This window comes from Nocardioides luteus, from assembly GCF_000960475.2.
Taxonomy (GTDB): Bacteria; Actinomycetota; Actinomycetes; order Propionibacteriales; family Nocardioidaceae; genus Nocardioides; species Nocardioides luteus_A.
Genome location: NZ_JZDQ02000009.1, coordinates 67,624 through 84,859, shown reverse-complemented (window position 1 = coordinate 84,859; position 17,236 = coordinate 67,624). Strand labels below are relative to the sequence as shown.

The following is a 17,236-nucleotide window of genomic DNA, read 5'->3' as shown; positions in this document are numbered from 1 at the left end:
TCTCGGGAAGGGTCACAACCAGGGCCCGAGCTCCGGCGCCCCGACGAGGCCGTGCGGCCGCCCGGCGAGCCAGGCGGCGACCTCGGGCAGCGTGCCGGAGACACCGCTCAGGTCGTCGTCGGAGAGCCCCCGCTTCGTACGGATCTCGTCGGCGAGGACGAGCAGGAAGTCGTCGGGCAGGTCCGCGAAGGTGATCCCGACGCCGAGGTCGACGGCGTGGATGAAGACCTCGCGGGCACGCATCCACGGGACGTCGCTGGCCTGGCGGGTGACCAGCTGCGCGGTGATGATCTCGTGCTCCCACTGCTCGGCGGTCAGCCGGTCCATGGCCGCGTCGAGCTCGCCCGCGCTGCGGAGATACCACGCCCGGAGCTCCTCGGCCGGACGCGTCGCGGCCGCCTCGATGTCGGCGTTGCGCTGCTCGGTGGAGGCGTACATCCGCTTCTCCACACCCGTCTCCGCCCAGGAGATCAGGTTGCCGAGGGCGTCGGCGTTGGCGGCGACGTGGCCGAGCAGGTGCTTGCGCGTCCAGCCGGGCAGCTGTGAGTCGCCGTCGTAGTCGGCGGGGGCGAGGCCGTCGATGGCGCCGGTCAGCAGGGCCGTGCCTTCGGTGACCCAGCGACGCGAGTCGTCGAACGTACGCGTGGGGGTGGTGCCGATGAGGAGGGACATGACGATCAGCCTTTCATGATGGTCGGGTTCACAGCGAGCGGGGTTTCAGGCGTGACAGAAGACGTCATTCTGTTCTCAAGAACATGTAGGTCGGTCAATCTCCTGCGAAATCAGACGAGAGATGCCAGGTTTGATGTGATCAGGAAGAGGTGGGATGGACAAGCCGCTGAAGACACGGCCCCCGTACGCGATCACCAGCGTCGACCACGCGCTCAAGCTGGCGGCGATCCTTCAGCTCGAAGGCCGTTTGACCGTCTCGGAGGCAGCGGCTCGGCTCGACGTTGCCCGCTCCACCGCCCACCGGCTGCTCGCGATGCTGGTCTACCGCGACTTCGCGGTCCAGGACGAGGACAAGGTCTACCGGGCCGGACCGGTGCTGGAGCTGGCCGCCCACTCGCGCTCGACCGCCTCGCGGCTCCGCCAGGTGGCGCTGCCCCACCTGCAGCGCCTGGTCGACCTGCTCGGCGAGTCCGCCAACGTCGCCGTACGCGCCGGTGACACCTGCCGGTTCATCGCCTCGGTCGAGTCGCCGCAGTCGCTCAAGGTCGGCTCCCGCGAGGGCATGGTCTTCCCGGCCCACCGCACCACCGCCGGCCTCCTGCTCCTGGCCCAGATCTCCGAGGACGAGCTCGCCTCGATCTACTCCCGGGAGAGGTACGCCGACCATCTGGCCGATCGTCCAGACATGGACGCGCTGCGTACCGAGCTCGAGCGCGTACGCCGCAACGGCTTCGCCTTCAACGACGGCCGTTCCGAGCGCGGCGTGATCGCCGTCGGCGTCCCTGTCCGTGGCGCCGGGGGCGACGTCGTGGCCGGGATGTCGATCTCCATGCCCAGCGTCCGTTACGACAAGGAGTCGCTGCCGAGCGTCGTGGCGACCCTGATGTCCGGTGCGGCGGCTCTGGAACGTGACCTGAGTCAAGGGTGATCTGCGTCAAGTTGGCTCCGGTAGCGTAGTTTCGCGAGTTAATCTGGAGGTCGATGAGCGACAATCCGCCCTCCCGCGACACCCCCGCAACGAAGCCGATCGACTGGATCGCGACCACGGCAGGCGCCCTCGCAGCCGTCACCTCCGCGCTGCTGCTCTCCACCCTCGGTGCCGTCGGCACCCTCGTCGGGGCGGCGATCGGCAGCGTCGCGGCCACGATCGGCTCCAACCTCTACTCGCAGTGGCTCGCCAAGACGCACCAGAAGGTGACCAGTGCCCAGGCCCTGGCCCGCTGGCGGTCGGCCGGGCTCGCCGGCGTACGCAGCGGCTCGGGGCCGACGGCGGAGCCCGACACGGAGACCGCGGCCGCGGAGAGCGGCGAGGCCGAGCCGGTGCCGCCCTGGCGCGAGCGCCTCAGGACTCTGCCCTGGAAGCGGATCGCGCTGCTGTCGCTGGCGATGTTCGTGGTGGTGGTCGCCGTGATCACGACCTTCGAGCTGCTGGCCGGACGCAGCGTCAGCTCGATCGTGGGCGACGGGAACGACGGCACGACGATCTCCGGTGTGACCGGTGGTGGCTCCGACAAGGGCGACGACGGGCCGCGCGAGAGTCCCTCGACGGGCCCGACCGCGACCCCGGACGAGTCGCCGAGCGCGAGCACGGAGCCCTCGGAGGACGCCGAGCCGTCGGAGCCGGCCTCGACGGAGGAGCCCAGCGCCGAGCCGTCGTCCTCGACCGGGTCGAGCGCCTCGCCCTCGGCGCAGCCGAGCGAGAGCGGCAGCGCATCGAGCGAGCCTTCGCCCTCGGCCCCGACGTCATCGGCCGGGGACCAGCCCACGCCCTGAGCCCGGGGCCCTCACATCCGGAAGAGGATCTCCGCGCCGAGGTCGGTGTTGCCGTAGGAGGTGTACTCCTTGCCCTTGGCCACGGTGATGGCGTCGTTGGCCGTGACCATGGTGTAGACGACGTACTTGCCGTAGTCCTTCACCTTGAACCAGCCCTGCGTGTAGCCGGGCAGGGAGGCTTCCTCGGGCGGGATCACGTGCTTGGGCTCGATCGTCGCGGCGGCCTTCTCGGCGGCCTCGACGGTGCTGAAGTCGTAGATGAAGTGGGTCATCCGCAGGTTGCCCTGCTGGGCTTTGTAGGAGACCCGGACGGCGTAGTCGCAGCCGATGTCGCGGATCGCGCGCCGAAGCGTCGCCTTGCAGCCGGAGTAGTCCTTGCCGCTGAGGTAGCGGGCCTTCAGCGTGACCTCGCCGTAGGTGAACTTCCAGGGGCGGGGGACGTCGGCCTTGGAGAGGTGCTCGGGGCCGATCGTCGAGCGCGAGGTGGCGCCGTCGCTCGGGTCGGCCGGCGAGCTCGTCCCGGGCCAGCCGGGCCCTCCGCTGGCCTCGCCGCCGACGTCGGCGGTTCCGCCGCCCGGCTTCGCCGACTCGGTCGGTCCCCTGCCCGTCGACGGGGTCTCGCTCGCGGTCGGCGCGCCGGTGGTCGTGGCCGCATTGTTCTCGCGGGTGAAGAGGGCGTAGACGACCACCCCGCAGACGACCACGAGCGCGAGGGACGCGGCGATGGTCAGGACCTGGCGCAACGGACCGCCGTGCCCGGCTCGCTCCTTGCGGGCGTTGAAAGCAGGCCGGTTGCCGCCGATCTCCTCGGAGAGCCCGATCAGGCGCTCGTTGTAGTCGAACGGCGCAGGCTGCTTCTGCGGCTCCTCGTCAGGCGCGCCCGAACCGGGGGAGCCTGGGGGCGGCGGATACGGCATGGGGTTTGTCTACCATCTATCAACGGTCGCCACGCCGAAGGTGTGGAAGACGGACGATTTCCGTCCGAATCCCCCGCTCGAGCAGCGAGATGAACAGGGATACCCACCGTACGCGGCTCGCGACCCGGGCACCTACAACTTGGCCATGCTTACCCAATCCTCTTCGAAGGGCTGAGTGCCGGAAACCCTGCGGTCATCGCGTGTTGCTGCAGTGCAGGAATCCGAAGAACGAGTCTTTGCAATGCAGATTCTTGGGGAATCGAATGTGATGCGGGGTGGCGGAAAGAACACGAAACTCAGTTACCCGTTCCCGGTAATGCCGCGAAACCCGTGGATCCGGGTGCGGAGCCCGCATCAAGCGGGCTTTCCCCCAGGAGGAGACGTATGAGGTTCGAACGCACCACCTTCCGTCCCCGCACGCTCGCCGCGCTCGTCGCGGGTGTGGGTCTCGCGGCCTCCGCCGCCGTCGCCGTCCCGGCAGCCGCCGCGGACGCCGAGTTCAGCAAGGCTGAGGTCGCGTCGGTCAAGTCGGCCGTCGCCGAGTCCGCCCCGGTCGGCTCGTCGTGGTACACCGACCCGGCCACCAACAAGGTGGTCATCACGGTCGACGAGACCGTCTCCGCCTCGGCGATCGCCGAGGTGAAGAAGGCAGCGGCCGAGAAGACGAATCAGGGCGACCAGGCCGTGACCGTCAAGCACACCAAGGGCGAGTTCACCCCGCTCATCGGCGCGGGTGACGCCATCTACGGGGGCGGCTACCGCTGCTCGCTCGGCTTCAACGTCAAGGTCGGCGGCGCCGACTACTTCCTGACCGCGGGCCACTGCACCAACGACGTCTCGACCTGGTACGCCAACTCGTCCCAGACCACGCTGCTCGGCTCGACCGCTGGCTCGAGCTTCCCGGGCAACGACTACGGCATCGTCCGCTACAACTCGACCATCTCCAAGACCGGTGGCTTCACCGCGGGCACCGCCCGGGTCGGCCAGAGCGTCACCCGTGACGGCTCCACCACCGGTGTCCACACCGGCACCGTGACGGCGGTCAACGCGAGCGTCCGTTACGCCGAGGGCACCGTCAGCGGTCTGATCCAGACCAACGTGTGCGCCGAGCCCGGTGACTCCGGCGGTGCGCTCTACTCCGGTTCGACCGCGCTCGGTCTGACCTCCGGCGGTTCGGGCAACTGCACCACCGGCGGTACGACCTTCTTCCAGCCGGTGACCGAGGCGCTCAGCGTGTACGGCGCCACGATCTACTGATCAAGCACGGGTACGCCGCGGGGTGAGGTGGTTTGGGCCACTTTGCCCCGCGGCGTACGAAATTTCGTCGAACTATGAAAGTTTTTTGCCAACGACTGGCCGTTGAGGCATCTACAACGACATACTCACTGTGGTCGTGTTCGGGCACATCGCGGTGGAGGAACGTATGAGGTTCACCAGGTCACGTAACCGTCTGCTTGCTGCAGCGGTCGGTCTAGGACTCGCGGCTACCGCCGCGGCCATGCCGGCGGTCGCCGCTCCTCCGGAGCAGAAGCGCAACGCCAGGGCGCTCGCGGCCGTCTACTCCGCCGTCGATGCCGCGGTGAACAGGTCCGCGCTGTCGGGCATCGCGTGGTACACCGACGAGGCTACCGGCAAGGTCGTCGTGACCGCCGACTCCACCGTCCCCGAGGGCGCGCTGAGCAAGCTGACCGACGCCGTCGGTGTCGATGCCGACGCGATCACGCTGAAGCGCGCCGAGGGCGAGTTCAAGCCGTTCCTCGGCCCCGGCGACGCGATCCACGGGGGCGGCTACCGCTGCTCGCTCGGCTTCAACGTACGCAGCAACGGGACCCACTACTTCCTCACCGCCGGCCACTGCGCCGACGAGGTGGAGACGTGGTACACCAACTCCGGTCAGACGACCCGGATCGGACCGACCGTGAAGTCGAGCTTCCCGGGCAACGACTACGCCCTGGTGCGCTACGCCAACAGCTCGTTGAGCCATCAGGGTGGCTACAGCGTCGGTGACGCCCGGGTCGGGCAGCGGGTCACCCGCGACGGCTCGTCCACCGGCGTGCACTCCGGCGAGGTCGAGGCGCTCGACGTCTCGGTCCGCTACCGCGGGTCCGGCACGGTGCGCGGGATGATCCAGACCGACATCTGCGCCGAGTCGGGCGACTCCGGTGGTCCGCTCTACGCGGGCTCGACCGCGCTCGGGATCACCTCGGGCGGCTCCGGCGACTGCTCCTCGGGCGGCACCACCTTCTACCAGCCCGTCCGCGAGGCGCTGAACGCCTACGACGTGAACATCTACTGACGCCAAGACTGACGCCACAGAGGGCGAAGTGGTCCAGACCACTTCGCCCTCTTTGGTAATGATTTCGTCGCGACGGTGAAATTTTCTTTCTCCGCATGGCCGACCCGCTGACCCGCCGACATACTCCCGAGAGGGCCGTGCTCGGGCACATCGCGGTGGTCGGGCAGCCCTGGCGCCTGCAACCACGCGGGTGCCTGGTCGTTTCGTAGGAGGAACACATGAGTTTCACCACGTCCCGCACCCGCCTGGCCGCAGTCCTGGCCGGCCTTGGCCTGGCAGCCACCGCTGCCACCATGCCGGCTGTCGCCGCGCCAGCTGGCAAGGAGTTCAGCCCGAAGGCACTGGCCGCGGTCAACTCCGCCGTCGACAAGTCGGCCGTGTCCGGCATCGCCTGGTACACCGACGAAGCCACCGGCAAGGTGGTCGTCACCGCTGACTCCACCGTCTCGAAGGCCGAGCTCGCCAAGGTCACCAAGGCCGCCGGTGCCAACGCCGACGCGCTCACCATCAAGCGTTCGGCAGGCACGTTCACGACGCTGCTCGCCGCCGGCGACGCGATCTACGGCTCGGGCTACCGCTGCTCGTTGGGCTTCAACGTGCAGAGCGGCAGCAGCTACTACTTCATCACCGCCGGTCACTGCGGTGACGTGGTTCCGACCTGGTACGCCAACTCGGCGCAGTCCACCCTGATCGGCCCGACGGTCTCGTCGAGCTTCCCGGGCAACGACTACGCGTTGGTCCGCTACGACAACGCCTCGCTGTCGCACCCCGGTGGCTTCACGGTCGCCGATGCGTACGTCGGGGAGAAGGTGACCCGGGACGGCTCCACCACCGGCATCCACACCGGCACCGTCCAGGCGCTCAACGTCACCGTCCGCTACCAGGGCTCCGGCCGGGTCAGCGGCCTGATCCAGACGAACGTGTGCGCCGAGCCGGGCGACTCCGGCGGGGCGCTCTACGACGGCACCAAGGCCATCGGCATCACCTCGGGCGGTTCCGGCAACTGCACCACGGGCGGGACGACCTTCTTCCAGCCCGTTCGTGAGGCCGTCAACGCTTACGGCGTGACCGTCTACTGATCCACCCTTCCGCTGGTCGAGCCCCGCTCCGGGGCTCGACCAGCGGTCGTCTCAGACCGCGACCGGGATCAGGGCCGAGTCGGCCGACTCCTTGATGAGCCGGGCGTACGCATCGAAGAGCCGTTGCTCGGAAAGACGCTGCCGGTTGCGGAAGATGCGCTCGAAGTGCTCCTCGCGCTGGGCGAAGGCGGCCTTCCAGGACTCGGCCATCTCGGCGGGGTCGAAGCTCGCCACCAGGCGGGGGTCGCCGACCATCGCCGGGGCGTCGCCGACGGGCGTGGTCACCGGGACCGCGCCGCAGGCCATCCCCTCGAGCAGGCACAGCGGGGCCGCCTCGCCGAACGCCGAGGTGAGCGTGATCAGGTCGGCGGCGTTGTAGAGCGGCGCCATCTGGCTCTGGATCCCGAGCGCGTGCAGGTTGGTCTCCAGCGCCGGCCAGGCGCCCAGCTCCTCGGCGATGAGCTGCGCGAAGGCCGGGTTGTCCGCGGTCATCCCGGCGCCGCACATCACCAGGTGGGCGTCGGGGTGCTCCTGGACGAACCGGCGCGCGGCGCGGACGAAGAGCGGGATGTTCTTCATCTCGTCGAAGCGGGCCGCGATCATCACGACCGGCTCCTCGCCGCTCACGCCGAGCTCGGCGCGCTTGCTCGTCCGCAGCTCGGCGTCGGTGCTGAACTTGTGGAGGTCGACCCCGTTGGGGAAGACCGGGAGCCGCTCCAGCGGGATCCCGGTCGCCTCGTGATAGGCCCGTTGGGTCGACTCCGCGCAGCAGACCGCCGCGGTCAGCAGCCCGGCCCGGTCGAGGTCCATGAGCTCCTGTACGCCGGCTCCCTGGTGCTCCGGGTCGGAGCGGTGCAGGCAGGTGATCAGCGGGGTGCCCGACGTGCCGACCCGGCCCAGCACCGTGAGGGGCTGCTCCTTGAGGGAGAGCACCACGTCGGCCTTCGCCACCGACTGCTCCACGCGCTTGAGCTGGCTGGCGGTGATGGGTCCCGTGGGCGTACGCCGCAAGGCTCTCACCGGCACACCGGCCGCGGTCAGGCGCCGGTAGGAGTTGTCGGAGGAGATCCGCTGGGCGGTGAACTCGCGTTGCACGCGGTCGCTGAGGCTCAGCACGCTGTGTCGCTGCGGTGTGGTCGCGTCGAGTGCACGGACGACTGCGGTGTGCAGGATCCGGGCGCCACCGGCGAAGAATCCTTCGTACAGGGAGAGGACGGAGGGACCGTCCTCGAGGTATGCCACGGTAGACATGTCGACCTCACTTTTCCGCAGAGGCATCGCCCGAGCGGTGATCGTGGTGGGGCTACGGCAGAGATTTGCGGCTTCGTCCGGACGCTAACGCGTCCGTGGGCGCTTCCCAAGACATCGTCGGCTCGGGGCGAAGGATTTCACTTGATGGTCATCTTCACGCGCGCATCGTAGGGAGAGGCGGAGGATTTCTCGAAACCGGCGAACATCCGGAGTCGATTTACGTTATCTGATGTGGCGTGCGTCACGCTATGCGTTCACCCAGATTGCTCGGTGAAGGTTGGAGCGGGTCTCGGACGCGTTGTCGGATAGGGGCCCGCGGACGGCCGGATCCCGCTACCTTCGGGGAGTATGACCGAGGTGACGACGTACCGCTATGTCCGTTTCGCGCTGTGCTGTCTGCTCGCCGGACTGGCGATCTCGGTGGGCGCCCAGACGATCGCGAGCGGCGAGTGGGAGACCTCCATCTCGTCCTACTACTACACCGCGGCGGGCCCGGTCTTCACCGCGGTGCTCTGCGCGCTGGGCGTGTGTCTGGTGGTGCTGCGGGGCTACACCGACGCGGAGGACACCGCGCTCAATCTCGCCGGGCTCTCGGCGCCGATGGTCGGATTCGTGCCGACCCCGGAGATCGGGGAGGAGATCGACAAGGCGGCCATCGTCAACAACGCGTGGAGCTACCTGGCGGTGATGGCGATCGGCTGGGTGGTCGTGCTGATCTTCGGCCTCCGCAAGCGCGCCGTCTCCGGGGCGTGGCCCTCGCGATGGGGTCTGATCGGTCTGGTCTCGGTCGCCGGGGCCTGGGTCGTCGGCGTGGGCTGGCTGCTGATCGACCAGGACACCTTCGCGACCAAGGCGCACGGGCTCGCCGCGATCTTCACCTTCACCCCGTTCGCGCTCGCCGTCGTGCTCAACACCGACTGGGGCGTGCGGAAGATCGCGCGCGAGGCCGACAAGGCGCGTACGCGGCTCGACAAGACCTACTGGGCGCTGGTCGTCGCGATGGTGGTGCTGCTGGCGGCCGGCATCGTGCTCGGCCTGACCGGCTGGAACTACTGGCTCCTGGCGACCGAGATCTCGCTGCTGGGATGTTTCACGATCTTCTGGGTGATCCAGAGCTTCGACCTGATGGACCCGGAGCGCGACGCCGCCACCACGCGGCCGCGCGACCCGCTCACCGGAAGTCGATGAGCAGGTCGTCGTCGCCGTTCTCGGGGTCGGTGACGACCCGGGGGAGGCGTACGGCGGTGTCGGTGCGCTTGGCCAGCGGAACCCTCGGCTCCTCGCCGGCCTCCACGACCTCGTGCCCACCGGTGGTCGGGCCTGTCGACGCCACCACGGCGTGCGGGAGCACCTGCGCGCGCCAGGCACGGCAGTTGTAGGGCAGTTGCATGCCGTCCATGCCACGGCCGTAGTCGTCGTAGAAGGCCAGCACCTCGCGGCGCTTGTGGTCCTGGGCCTCGGGCTCGAGGACGGCGATGTTGGAACGCGACACGACCAGGTCCTGGATCGAGTGGCGGTCGACGACCTGCCAGTGCCGGAAGGTCTGCGCCTCGACGGCCGAGAACATCCCGGAGTCGTCGAGGATCTCGGTCGGGTCGAACCCGGTGTCTTGCGTGCCGATCAGTCTGCCGAGCTTGCGCACCCAGGGGATCCGCTCGTCGCGCTCGTTCTGGATCACCGCGAGTCGTCCGTCGGTCTTGAGGACGCGGCCGATCTCCGCCAGCGCCTTGGCGTGGTCGAACCAGTGGAACGCCTGACCGACGACGACCACGTCGTAGAGGCTGTCGCCGGTCGGGATCTGCTCGGCGGTGCCGCTGGTGGCGCGTACGTCCGGGAGCTTCTCGGAGAGGATGTCGAGCATCGCGTCGTCCGGGTCGGTCGCGAAGACGTCGTGGCCGAGCTGCACGAGGACCTCGGTGAGCTTGCCGGTGCCGGCGCCGAGCTCGAGAACGCTGACCGGTTCGTCGCCGACCAGCCACTTCACCGCATCTGCCGGGTAGGACGGGCGCCCGCGGTCATAGCTGTCCGCCACGCCTCCGAAGGAGCGTGCCGGGTCGGGGTTCGCTGGGTCCGTCATCGTGGCCAGGGTAACCCCCGCTTAGGCTTCATCGTGTGAAGGATGATCCGCTGGCCCGGTTGGTGTCGCTCGAAGGTGTGGCCTCGGGCTTCGCCGCAGCTCGTGACGGTATCGACGTGATGCTGCGCGACCGGGGACTGCGGCGTACGTCCCCGGAGACGACCGCCGAGTCGCTGCTGCGCGGGGCGCACGCGTCGGCCGTGCTGGAGGGGTCCTCGTCGTCCCTGGGCGAGGTCCGTGCCTCCGGCGGCGACGCGATCGCGCAGGACGCGGTGCGGCTCTCGACCGAGCTGCTCTCGCTGGTGCCGGTGGTGAAGCAGGCGCCGTTGCAGGCGTTCGCGCGGATCCACGCGTTGGCGGCCGGGGCGTCGTTGGACGCGGAGGAGCTGGGGCGGCCGCGCTCGTCGGCCGCCGCTGAGAGGTTGCGGCGTCTCTCCGATCTGCTGCTCACGCCGACGTCCGCGCCGGCCCTGGTCGTGGCGGCGTTCGTGCACGCGGATCTTGCTTCGTCTGCGCCGTTCGCGTCGCACAACGGCTTGGTCGCTCGTGCCGCAGAGCGGCTCATCCTTGTCGCACGCGGCGTGGACGAGAAGTCGCTGGTCGTGCCGGAGGCCGGCCATCTGGCGCTGCGCGCCGCCTACGAGTCGAACCTGCGCGGCTTCCGTGAGGGCGGCCAGGCCGGGGCGCACTCGTGGCTGCTCTACGCGGCCGAGGCGTACGCCGCCGGGGCCGAGGCATCGCCGCTGCGCCTGAACGCCGCCGAATAAAGTGGTGGCACCCGGTGGGTTGTGATCACCGGATGCCACCGTGTCCACGAGGCTTTCTGGTTACCAAGCGTGCAAGGTCTGGTCACTGCGTCGGGATGTCTCCCCGGCTACAGCACCCCATCAGATGGGTGGATCGCCGCGTGGGTGCCTGGCCTCGTGTACGTCCTGTTACGACATTGTTTCTACGCTGATTAGCGGCCAGATTCAAGGCTGGAATTTCTGCAGGATGAGGAGGATCATGTCGCTCCTGCAGAATCCCTGTTGCGGCTGCGTCAGGCGCCGAGGCGGCGGCGTTTCGTGCCCGCCCAGATGACTCCGCCGGCGATCGCCACGGCACCGCCGACGGCCAGCGCGGCCAGGGTCGGGGTGGAGGGCGTGAGCACCCTGCTGCGCAGGGCGACCGGCTTGTTGAAGACCAGGATGTCCCAGCCGCGCTCCTTGGCGACCTTGCGGAGGTCCTTGTCGGGATTGACCGCGAACGCGTGACCGACCTCCTCCAGCATGGGGGTGTCGGTGATCGAGTCGGAGTAGGCGTAGGACTGTTCCAGGTCGTAGCCGAACCGCTCGGCCAGCTCCTGGACCGCGCGGGCCTTCTCCTCGCGGTAGGCGTAGAGGGCGATCTCGCCCGTGTAGCGACCGTCCTCGATCTCCATCTGGGTGGCGACGACGTGGTCGGCGCCGAGCATCGCCCCGATCGGCTCGACCAGCTCGGTGCCGGAGGCGGAGACGATGATGACGTCGTGGCCCTGGGCGTGGTGCTGATCGATGAGCTGCACGGCCTCCTCGTAGACGAGGGGGTCGACCACGTTGTGGAGGGTGTCGGCGACGATCTCCTTGACGGTCGCCACGTCCCAGCCGGTGACCATCTCGGAGAGCGCCTTGCGCATCTTCTCCATCTGGTCGTGGTCGGCACCGCCGACGACGTAGACGAACTGCGTGTAGGCCGAGCGGATCATGGCCGCGCGGGTGATCAGGCCGCCGGCCTGGAAGTGCTTGGAGAACGCAAGCGTGCTCGACCTCGCGATGATCGTCTTGTCGAGATCGAAGAACGCAGCGATGCGTGTCATGGGCACATCGTAGACGGCCCTTGGGTGGGCCGATCACCCTCCACAGGGCGGGTTCGGGACGAGGTTATCCACAGGCTCCGGATATGCGGGTGGAAATGTGGGTGCCGCGGCGGATCCTGCTGCCATGACCTCGGAACCTCTCGTCATCACCTCGGACTCGTTGCTGGCTGCCGAGGCGGCCCGTCTGGCCGCCGCCTCCGGCGTCACCGTCGAGGAGTGCCCCGACGCCGTCGGTGCACTCCGCCGATGGCAACGACCACCCCTGATCCTCGTCGGCGCCGATCTGCTGGCGGAGGTGGCGTCCATGCGCCCACCTCGCCGGGACGGGGTCTATGTCGTGGGATGGGGTTCGACCGGCGAGCCGCTGCTGCGGGCTGCGCTGGAGATCGGTGCGGAGACATTGCTGGAGCTGCCGTCGGCCGAGGCCGCCGTCGCCGGACTGCTCGCCGACATCGGTGACGGTGAGGGTGGCGCCGGCCTGGTCATCGGCGTGCTGGCCGGATCGGGTGGTGCCGGGGCGACGACGTACGCGGCGGCCCTGGCCAGCTTGGGAGCCGATCGTGGGCCCACGCTGCTGATCGACGCGGACCGGCTCGGCCCTGGTGCCGGGCGCGTGCTCGGCCTCGACGAGATCCCAGGCGTGACCTGGGCTGATCTCGGGCAGACCGCGGGACGGCTGGGTGCGCGTGCGCTGCGTGAGGCGGTGCCACACGTCGGCTCGCTCGGTCTGCTGGGCTGGCCCGGTGGCGACGTGGTGCCGCCGCGGCCGGAGGTCGTGCGTGAGGTGCTCGCCGCGGCACGTCGAGGTCATGACCTCGTCGTGGTCGACCTGCCGCGCGAGCCGGACGCCGGCGCCGAGGCGCTGCTGACCGGCTGCGACATCGTGCTGGTCGTGGTTCGGGCGAGCGTCACCGGGACGGCGTCCGCCGCCCGGTTGGTCTCGCGCCTGCCTGAGCGGGACCGGGTGCGGGTCGTCGTCCGCGGTCGCGCGGCCGAGCCGGAGGCCGTCGGGCGTGCGCTCGGGCTCCCGGTGATCGCGTCGATGTCCGACCAGCGCGGGCTCTCCGAGGCCATCGACCTGGGGCTCGGCCCGATCCGCTCGAAGAGGGCGCCGCTGGCGCGGGCGGCGGCCGAGGTGCTGATCCGCTGCCGGATCCGCGCGGGGGTGATGGCGGCATGATCGGCGCCGTCGACATCGCGCCCCAGGTCGTCGATCTCGTCCGCGACCACCTGGCGCGTACGCCGGGAGAGCTCACCCCGCACCGGGTCCAGGAGGCGCTCCGTGCGGAGGGGCGGATCGTCGGTGACGCGACCGTGCTGGCGGTCTTCGAGATGCTGCGCCGCGACGTCGTCGGGGCGGGGCCGCTGGAGCCGCTGCTGCGGTTGCCCGGGGTGACCGACGTGCTGGTCAACGGGGCCGATCAGGTCTTCATCGACCGCGGCGCCGGTCTGGAGCCCGCTCCGGTCGCGTTTCCCGACGACGATGCGGTCCGGCGGCTGGCGCAGCGGCTGGCGGCGGGGGCTGGCCGACGGCTCGACGACGCCTCGCCCTATGTGGATCTCCGGCTGGCCGATGGCAGCCGGTTCCACGCCGTGCTCGCGCCGCTGGCCCGTCCGGGCACGGTGATCTCGTTGCGAGTGCCTTCTGCGCGGGCCTTCACGCTCTCCGAGCTGGAGTCTTCGGGGATGGTCGTCCCGTCCGTGGCCGACCTGTTGCGGCGGTTGGTGCTGGCGCGGTCCGCGTTCCTCGTATCGGGAGGCACCGGCACCGGGAAGACCACCCTGCTGGCGTCGCTGCTGTCGCTGGTGCCGCCCGAGGAGCGACTGGTGCTGGTGGAGGACGCCTCCGAGCTGCGCCCGGACCATCCCCATGTGGTCGGTCTCGAGGCACGGCCGGCCAACATCGAGGCTGCCGGTGCCGTCGAGCTGCACACGCTGGTCCGCCAGGCGCTCAGGATGCGGCCCGACCGGCTGGTCGTGGGCGAGGTGCGAGGCGCCGAGGTCGTCGACCTGCTCGCTGCGCTGAACACCGGCCACGAGGGCGGCTGCGGCACGCTACACGCCAACTCGGCGGCCGATGTCCCGGCCCGGGTCGAGGCGTTGGCGCTCGCGGCGGGTCTCGGCAGAGAGGCGGCACACAGCCAGTTCGCCTCCGGGGTGGATGTCGTCGTGCATCTGCGCCGACGCGGGGGCCGCCGGGTGCTGACCGAGATCGCGGTCCCGTGTCGCGGGGCCGACGGGCTGGTCCGGATGGAGACCGCCTGCTCGGTGGCCGCCGACGGAGAGGTGATCGCCGGTCCCGCCTCGAGCCGGCTCGAGTCCTTGCTGGGAGCCGACCGGTGAGCGGGCCGAGCCTCGGGCTGATCACCTGCCTGGCGGGTGCCGCGGCGGCGCTGATGGTCCGCCCGCGCGCCGCTCTCGGGTCACGGCTGCCGGTGTGGAGGGTGCCGCGGTGGTCGTTCCTCCTGGTCGCCCTGATCCCCATCGTCTCCCCGGGCAAGGCGGTCGTCGCGGCTGTCTTGCTCGGGATCGCAAGCTGCGGCGGTGTCGCCCTGTGGCGGCGCCGCTGCGAACGGATCGAGGCGGGACGTACGGCTGAGCGGGTGGTCGAGGCCTGCGAGCAGATGGCCGCCGAGCTGGCCGCCGGGCACCCGCCCGGGCCGGCGCTGTCGCAGCTCGCCACGGAGTGGCCGGTGATCGAGCCGGTCGCGGAGGCGCAGCGGATGGGCTCCGATGTCCCGGCGGCCTGGCGACAGGTCGCTGAGGTTCCCGGGGCGGGTTCGCTCCGCGTGGTGGCCGCGGCCTGGCAGATCGCGCACCAGACCGGCAGCGGTCTCGCCGACGCACTCGACCGGGTGGCGCTCGACCTGCGGGCGGCGGCCGCCACCCAGCGGGTCGTCGACGGCGAGCTCGGGTCGGCCCGGTCCACCGCTCGGCTGATCGCGGGTCTGCCGGTGGCTGCCCTGGCGATGGGCAGCGGAGTCGGCGGTGACCCGCTGGCGTTCCTCCTCGGCTCGCCGGTCGGCCTGGCCTGCCTCGGTCTGGGCCTGCTGCTCGGCTGGCTGGGACTGTGGTGGATCGAGGGCATCGCGCGTGGGGTCGAGGCGAGATGAGCATGTGGCTCGCGGCGATCGCGCTCGGGTTGGCGGCGGCATTGCTCCCAGCGCCGACCGCGCTCCTTCCCGGCACGGTCACGGCCGTTGTGGATCGCGGCGACCCCGACGGCTGGATGATGCGCTGGCGGCCGCTGCTGGCGCTCCTGGCCGCCGTTGCGGTCTACGTGTTCGTCGGGGGCACCGTCGGCGCCGTGCTCGCTGCGCCGGCGGGCGTCGTCTGCTGGCTGGTCATCGGCCGGGTCGAGCCCGTCGAGGCCCGGCGTGAACGAGAGGCCGCGAAGGCCGAGCTGCCTGCCCTGGTCCGTCTCCTTTCTGCCGCCCTCTCCTCCGGCGCAGCACCGGCCGAGGCGTTGGTGGCGGTTGCGGCCGCGCTGCCCGGTCCGGCCGCCGCCCGGCTGCTGCCGGCGGCCTCCCGCCTCCGTCTGGGAGCCGATCCGGAGAAGACGTGGCGCACCTTGGTGGACGATCCCGCGCTGGCGCCGTTGGGCCGGGCGCTGGCCCGAGCCCAGGCGACCGGTGCTCCGGTTGCCACCACCGTCGAGCGCCTCGCCGACGACCTGACCAGGAACGCCCGCGCCGAGGTCGAGGACCGGGCCCGTGCGGTGGGCGTCAAAGCCGCCGTACCTCTCGGCATCTGCCTCCTCCCCGCCTTCCTGCTCCTGGGCGTCGTCCCGGTCGTCGGCGGCCTCCTCTCCAACCTCGGCATCTGACCCTCCGCCGAAGCACCCGCGTCTACGGAGGCCGAGGCGTCAGCCCGGTCGGTCGAGACGTCAGCCCGGTCGGCCGAGTTGGCAATCGACTGCCGACTCGGCCGACGTACGTGACGTCTCGGCGGGCTGTTTTCCCTGCTCAACGGGCCGTTTGCCATCCACAGGACGGGTTCGGGATCGAGTTGTCCACAGCCGGCGACATGGCGGTCGCGAATCTCGCCGGAGCGGGTCATGGTCGTCCTTGAACGGCCGTACGGACGGCCATCGACCAGAGAGGACCAACCATGGCGAAGGCACATCTTCAGAAGAACGAGAAGGGGATCACGACGGCGGAATATGCCGTGGGCACGGCGGCCGGTGCGGGGCTCGCCGGCCTGCTCTACAAGCTGCTCACCGGTGGCTTCGGCAACGATCTGCTCAACCGGCTGTTCCAGCACGTGCTCAGCCTGCTGGGGATCTGAGCCGTGGTCCGCGGGCAGCGGAACGAGCGGGGCGCCGCCACCGCAGAGCTGGTGATGGTCATCCCGCTATTGGTGGCCGTGACCATCGGCCTGGTCTGGCTGCTGTCGGTGGGAGCGGCGCAGATCCAGGTGGTCGATGCGGCTCGGGAGACCGCCCGCGCTGTCGCGCGAGGCGACGACAGTGGCTCCGCCGCGGCTCGCGGACGTCGGATCGGACCTGCGGGCACCCACGTGAGCGTCAGTGCCGGCGCGGAGGAGGTCGTTGCCTCTGCGCATGCCCGGGTGACCGGGCCCGGCGGGATCTTCAGCTGGATGCCGGGTGTGACCGTCCGGGGCGAAGCGGTTGCCGCGACCGAGGCGACCCAGGGGGAGCGGTGAGCGCGATCCGAGCCGGGCAGGACGAGCGCGGGTCGGCCGCGCCGTTCGCGGTCGGCGCGATCGGGCTGCTGCTCTTCCTGGGTGCGGCGCTGGGTGTGGTGGGCGCGGTCTTCGTGGCCCACCGCACCGCGCAGTCCGCGGCCGACCTGGCAGCGCTGGCGGGTGCCAACGCGCTCCAGATCTCCGAGGACGCATGCGCGGCAGCGACGACGATCACCGAGCGCAACGGCGCCAGGTTGGAGTCGTGTGAGGTCGCAGGAGAGGACGTCACGGTCACGGTGCGGGTCGACGGGCCGCGCTGGCTCGGTCAGCCGGGGGATCCGGTCGCCGAGGCGAGGGCCGGCCCGACGGGGCCGGACTAGTTGGTGGCGTCGTCCTTCGACTCGGGCGCGGCTTCCTGCAGAGACTGGGCCAGCTTCCGCAGGTGGCGCTTCTCCTTCATGTTCTTGGCCTGGAGCTTGCCGCCCCACTTGGTGAGCCAGAGACCGAGGAGGAGAAGCACACCGGCGACGAGGCCGATCACGAAGATCGTGGTCGCGCCGACCGGTAGACCGAGCAGAGTGGCGGTCGGGTCATCGAGGTCACCGTTGCCGGTGGTGAAGAGTCCGAGAACGACGAGTGCTGCGGCAACGACGATCAGCACGAGTCCCAAGATCAGCATTTCCCCAGGGT

20 protein-coding genes are annotated in these 17,236 nt (G+C 70.2%); 14 read left to right on the top strand and 6 right to left on the bottom strand.

The genetic code is table 11. The annotated features are described in order from the left end of the window. Positions 1-12: 12 nt before the first annotated feature. Positions 13-672: a maleylpyruvate isomerase family mycothiol-dependent enzyme gene (locus tag UG56_RS08065; RefSeq protein WP_045549204.1), complete on the bottom strand. Its 660-nt coding sequence runs from the start codon at positions 670-672 to the stop codon at positions 13-15. A gap of 154 nt (positions 673-826) precedes the next feature. Here UG56_RS08065 and UG56_RS08060 point away from each other — a divergent pair, with 154 nt between their 5' ends. Together UG56_RS08060 and UG56_RS08055 are read left to right on the top strand one after the other, a co-directional pair. Further along, a complete protein-coding gene (locus UG56_RS08060) occupies positions 827-1,600 on the top strand; it encodes an IclR family transcriptional regulator (RefSeq protein ID WP_045549203.1) in 774 nt (257 codons plus the stop codon). Between the two features lie 53 nt (positions 1,601-1,653). Beyond that, positions 1,654-2,445, top strand: a complete 792-nt coding sequence (locus UG56_RS08055; RefSeq protein WP_045549202.1) for a hypothetical protein — start codon at positions 1,654-1,656, stop codon at positions 2,443-2,445. A gap of 11 nt (positions 2,446-2,456) precedes the next feature. Here UG56_RS08055 and UG56_RS08050 read toward each other — a convergent pair whose 3' ends face one another. Then, the gene (locus UG56_RS08050; protein ID WP_045549201.1) at positions 2,457-3,362 is read right to left on the bottom strand and encodes a hypothetical protein; all 906 of its coding nucleotides are present in this window, start codon (positions 3,360-3,362) and stop codon (positions 2,457-2,459) included. Positions 3,363-3,746: 384 nt separating this feature from the next. Here UG56_RS08050 and UG56_RS08045 point away from each other — a divergent pair, with 384 nt between their 5' ends. From UG56_RS08045 to UG56_RS08035, 3 genes are all read left to right on the top strand, one after another. After that, complete coding sequence (locus tag UG56_RS08045) at positions 3,747-4,619, top strand: S1 family peptidase (RefSeq protein ID WP_045549200.1); 873 nt, start codon at positions 3,747-3,749, stop codon at positions 4,617-4,619. 241 nt (positions 4,620-4,860) lie between these two features. Next, the gene (locus UG56_RS08040) at positions 4,861-5,658 is read left to right on the top strand and encodes a S1 family peptidase (RefSeq protein WP_256206503.1); all 798 of its coding nucleotides are present in this window, start codon (positions 4,861-4,863) and stop codon (positions 5,656-5,658) included. A 218-nt stretch (positions 5,659-5,876) separates the two neighbouring features. After that, positions 5,877-6,737: a S1 family peptidase gene (locus UG56_RS08035; protein WP_045549199.1), complete on the top strand. Its 861-nt coding sequence runs from the start codon at positions 5,877-5,879 to the stop codon at positions 6,735-6,737. A 51-nt stretch (positions 6,738-6,788) separates the two neighbouring features. Here the strand turns inward: UG56_RS08035 and UG56_RS08030 are convergent, their stop codons facing one another. Continuing rightward, a complete protein-coding gene (locus UG56_RS08030; protein ID WP_045549198.1) occupies positions 6,789-7,988 on the bottom strand; it encodes a glycosyltransferase in 1,200 nt (399 codons plus the stop codon). Positions 7,989-8,336: 348 nt separating this feature from the next. On the opposite strand from UG56_RS08030, the gene UG56_RS08025 reads away from it, so the two are divergent. Next, positions 8,337-9,176, top strand: coding sequence for a hypothetical protein (locus UG56_RS08025; RefSeq protein ID WP_045549197.1), 840 nt, complete (start codon positions 8,337-8,339; stop codon positions 9,174-9,176). Here UG56_RS08025 and UG56_RS08020 read toward each other — a convergent pair. Beyond that, the gene (locus UG56_RS08020; protein ID WP_045549196.1) at positions 9,160-10,065 is read right to left on the bottom strand and encodes a class I SAM-dependent methyltransferase; all 906 of its coding nucleotides are present in this window, start codon (positions 10,063-10,065) and stop codon (positions 9,160-9,162) included. The two genes, UG56_RS08025 and UG56_RS08020, sit on opposite strands and share 17 nt — an antisense overlap. A gap of 35 nt (positions 10,066-10,100) precedes the next feature. Here UG56_RS08020 and UG56_RS08015 point away from each other — a divergent pair, with 35 nt between their 5' ends. Next, positions 10,101-10,832 (top strand): hypothetical protein, encoded by a 732-nt coding sequence (locus UG56_RS08015; protein WP_045549195.1) that lies wholly within the window; start codon positions 10,101-10,103, stop codon positions 10,830-10,832. 272 nt (positions 10,833-11,104) lie between these two features. Here UG56_RS08015 and UG56_RS08010 read toward each other — a convergent pair whose 3' ends face one another. Further along, a complete protein-coding gene (locus UG56_RS08010; RefSeq protein ID WP_045549194.1) occupies positions 11,105-11,899 on the bottom strand; it encodes an HAD family hydrolase in 795 nt (264 codons plus the stop codon). Positions 11,900-12,023: 124 nt separating this feature from the next. On the opposite strand from UG56_RS08010, the gene ssd reads away from it, so the two are divergent. The 7 genes from ssd to UG56_RS07980 all read left to right on the top strand — a co-directional run bounded on the left by ssd (position 12,024) and on the right by UG56_RS07980 (position 16,926). Continuing rightward, positions 12,024-13,079: a septum site-determining protein Ssd gene (gene ssd, locus UG56_RS08005; protein WP_071326956.1), complete on the top strand. Its 1,056-nt coding sequence runs from the start codon at positions 12,024-12,026 to the stop codon at positions 13,077-13,079. Next, positions 13,076-14,242, top strand: a complete 1,167-nt coding sequence (locus tag UG56_RS08000; protein ID WP_045552156.1) for a TadA family conjugal transfer-associated ATPase — start codon at positions 13,076-13,078, stop codon at positions 14,240-14,242. The genes ssd and UG56_RS08000 overlap by 4 nt, the downstream gene beginning before the upstream one ends. Beyond that, positions 14,239-15,012, top strand: a complete 774-nt coding sequence (locus UG56_RS07995) for a type II secretion system F family protein (RefSeq protein WP_084100712.1) — start codon at positions 14,239-14,241, stop codon at positions 15,010-15,012. Before UG56_RS08000 ends, UG56_RS07995 begins: the two co-directional genes overlap by 4 nt. Next, positions 15,009-15,725, top strand: coding sequence for a type II secretion system F family protein (locus UG56_RS07990; RefSeq protein WP_071326955.1), 717 nt, complete (start codon positions 15,009-15,011; stop codon positions 15,723-15,725). The genes UG56_RS07995 and UG56_RS07990 overlap by 4 nt, the downstream gene beginning before the upstream one ends. Before the next feature lie 284 nt (positions 15,726-16,009). Next, complete coding sequence (locus UG56_RS27475; RefSeq protein WP_084100706.1) at positions 16,010-16,186, top strand: DUF4244 domain-containing protein; 177 nt, start codon at positions 16,010-16,012, stop codon at positions 16,184-16,186. 3 nt (positions 16,187-16,189) lie between these two features. Further along, positions 16,190-16,564, top strand: coding sequence for a TadE family protein (locus UG56_RS07985; RefSeq protein ID WP_045548631.1), 375 nt, complete (start codon positions 16,190-16,192; stop codon positions 16,562-16,564). Beyond that, a complete protein-coding gene (locus UG56_RS07980) occupies positions 16,561-16,926 on the top strand; it encodes an Rv3654c family TadE-like protein (protein WP_071326954.1) in 366 nt (121 codons plus the stop codon). Before UG56_RS07985 ends, UG56_RS07980 begins: the two co-directional genes overlap by 4 nt. Here the strand turns inward: UG56_RS07980 and UG56_RS07975 are convergent. Next, positions 16,923-17,225, bottom strand: a complete 303-nt coding sequence (locus tag UG56_RS07975) for a hypothetical protein (RefSeq protein ID WP_052693510.1) — start codon at positions 17,223-17,225, stop codon at positions 16,923-16,925. The two genes, UG56_RS07980 and UG56_RS07975, sit on opposite strands and share 4 nt — an antisense overlap. Between the last annotated feature and the right edge of the window lie 11 nt (positions 17,226-17,236).

Bases quoted from the DNA above. Each gene is read 5' to 3' on its own strand.
- UG56_RS08065 (WP_045549204.1), bottom strand. From the start codon at position 672: ATGTCCCTCCTCATCGGCACCACCCCCACGCGTACGTTCGACGACTCG.
- UG56_RS08060 (WP_045549203.1), top strand. From the start codon at position 827: ATGGACAAGCCGCTGAAGACACGGCCCCCGTACGCGATCACCAGCGTC.
- UG56_RS08055 (WP_045549202.1), top strand. From the start codon at position 1,654: ATGAGCGACAATCCGCCCTCCCGCGACACCCCCGCAACGAAGCCGATC.
- UG56_RS08050 (WP_045549201.1), bottom strand. From the start codon at position 3,362: ATGCCGTATCCGCCGCCCCCAGGCTCCCCCGGTTCGGGCGCGCCTGAC.
- UG56_RS08045 (WP_045549200.1), top strand. From the start codon at position 3,747: ATGAGGTTCGAACGCACCACCTTCCGTCCCCGCACGCTCGCCGCGCTC.
- UG56_RS08040 (WP_256206503.1), top strand. From the start codon at position 4,861: ATGCCGGCGGTCGCCGCTCCTCCGGAGCAGAAGCGCAACGCCAGGGCG.
- UG56_RS08035 (WP_045549199.1), top strand. From the start codon at position 5,877: ATGAGTTTCACCACGTCCCGCACCCGCCTGGCCGCAGTCCTGGCCGGC.
- UG56_RS08030 (WP_045549198.1), bottom strand. From the start codon at position 7,988: ATGTCTACCGTGGCATACCTCGAGGACGGTCCCTCCGTCCTCTCCCTG.
- UG56_RS08025 (WP_045549197.1), top strand. From the start codon at position 8,337: ATGACCGAGGTGACGACGTACCGCTATGTCCGTTTCGCGCTGTGCTGT.
- UG56_RS08020 (WP_045549196.1), bottom strand. From the start codon at position 10,065: ATGACGGACCCAGCGAACCCCGACCCGGCACGCTCCTTCGGAGGCGTG.
- UG56_RS08010 (WP_045549194.1), bottom strand. From the start codon at position 11,899: ATGACACGCATCGCTGCGTTCTTCGATCTCGACAAGACGATCATCGCG.
- ssd (WP_071326956.1), top strand. From the start codon at position 12,024: ATGACCTCGGAACCTCTCGTCATCACCTCGGACTCGTTGCTGGCTGCC.
- UG56_RS08000 (WP_045552156.1), top strand. From the start codon at position 13,076: ATGATCGGCGCCGTCGACATCGCGCCCCAGGTCGTCGATCTCGTCCGC.
- UG56_RS07990 (WP_071326955.1), top strand. From the start codon at position 15,009: ATGAGCATGTGGCTCGCGGCGATCGCGCTCGGGTTGGCGGCGGCATTG.
- UG56_RS27475 (WP_084100706.1), top strand. From the start codon at position 16,010: ATGGCGAAGGCACATCTTCAGAAGAACGAGAAGGGGATCACGACGGCG.
- UG56_RS07975 (WP_052693510.1), bottom strand. From the start codon at position 17,225: ATGCTGATCTTGGGACTCGTGCTGATCGTCGTTGCCGCAGCACTCGTC.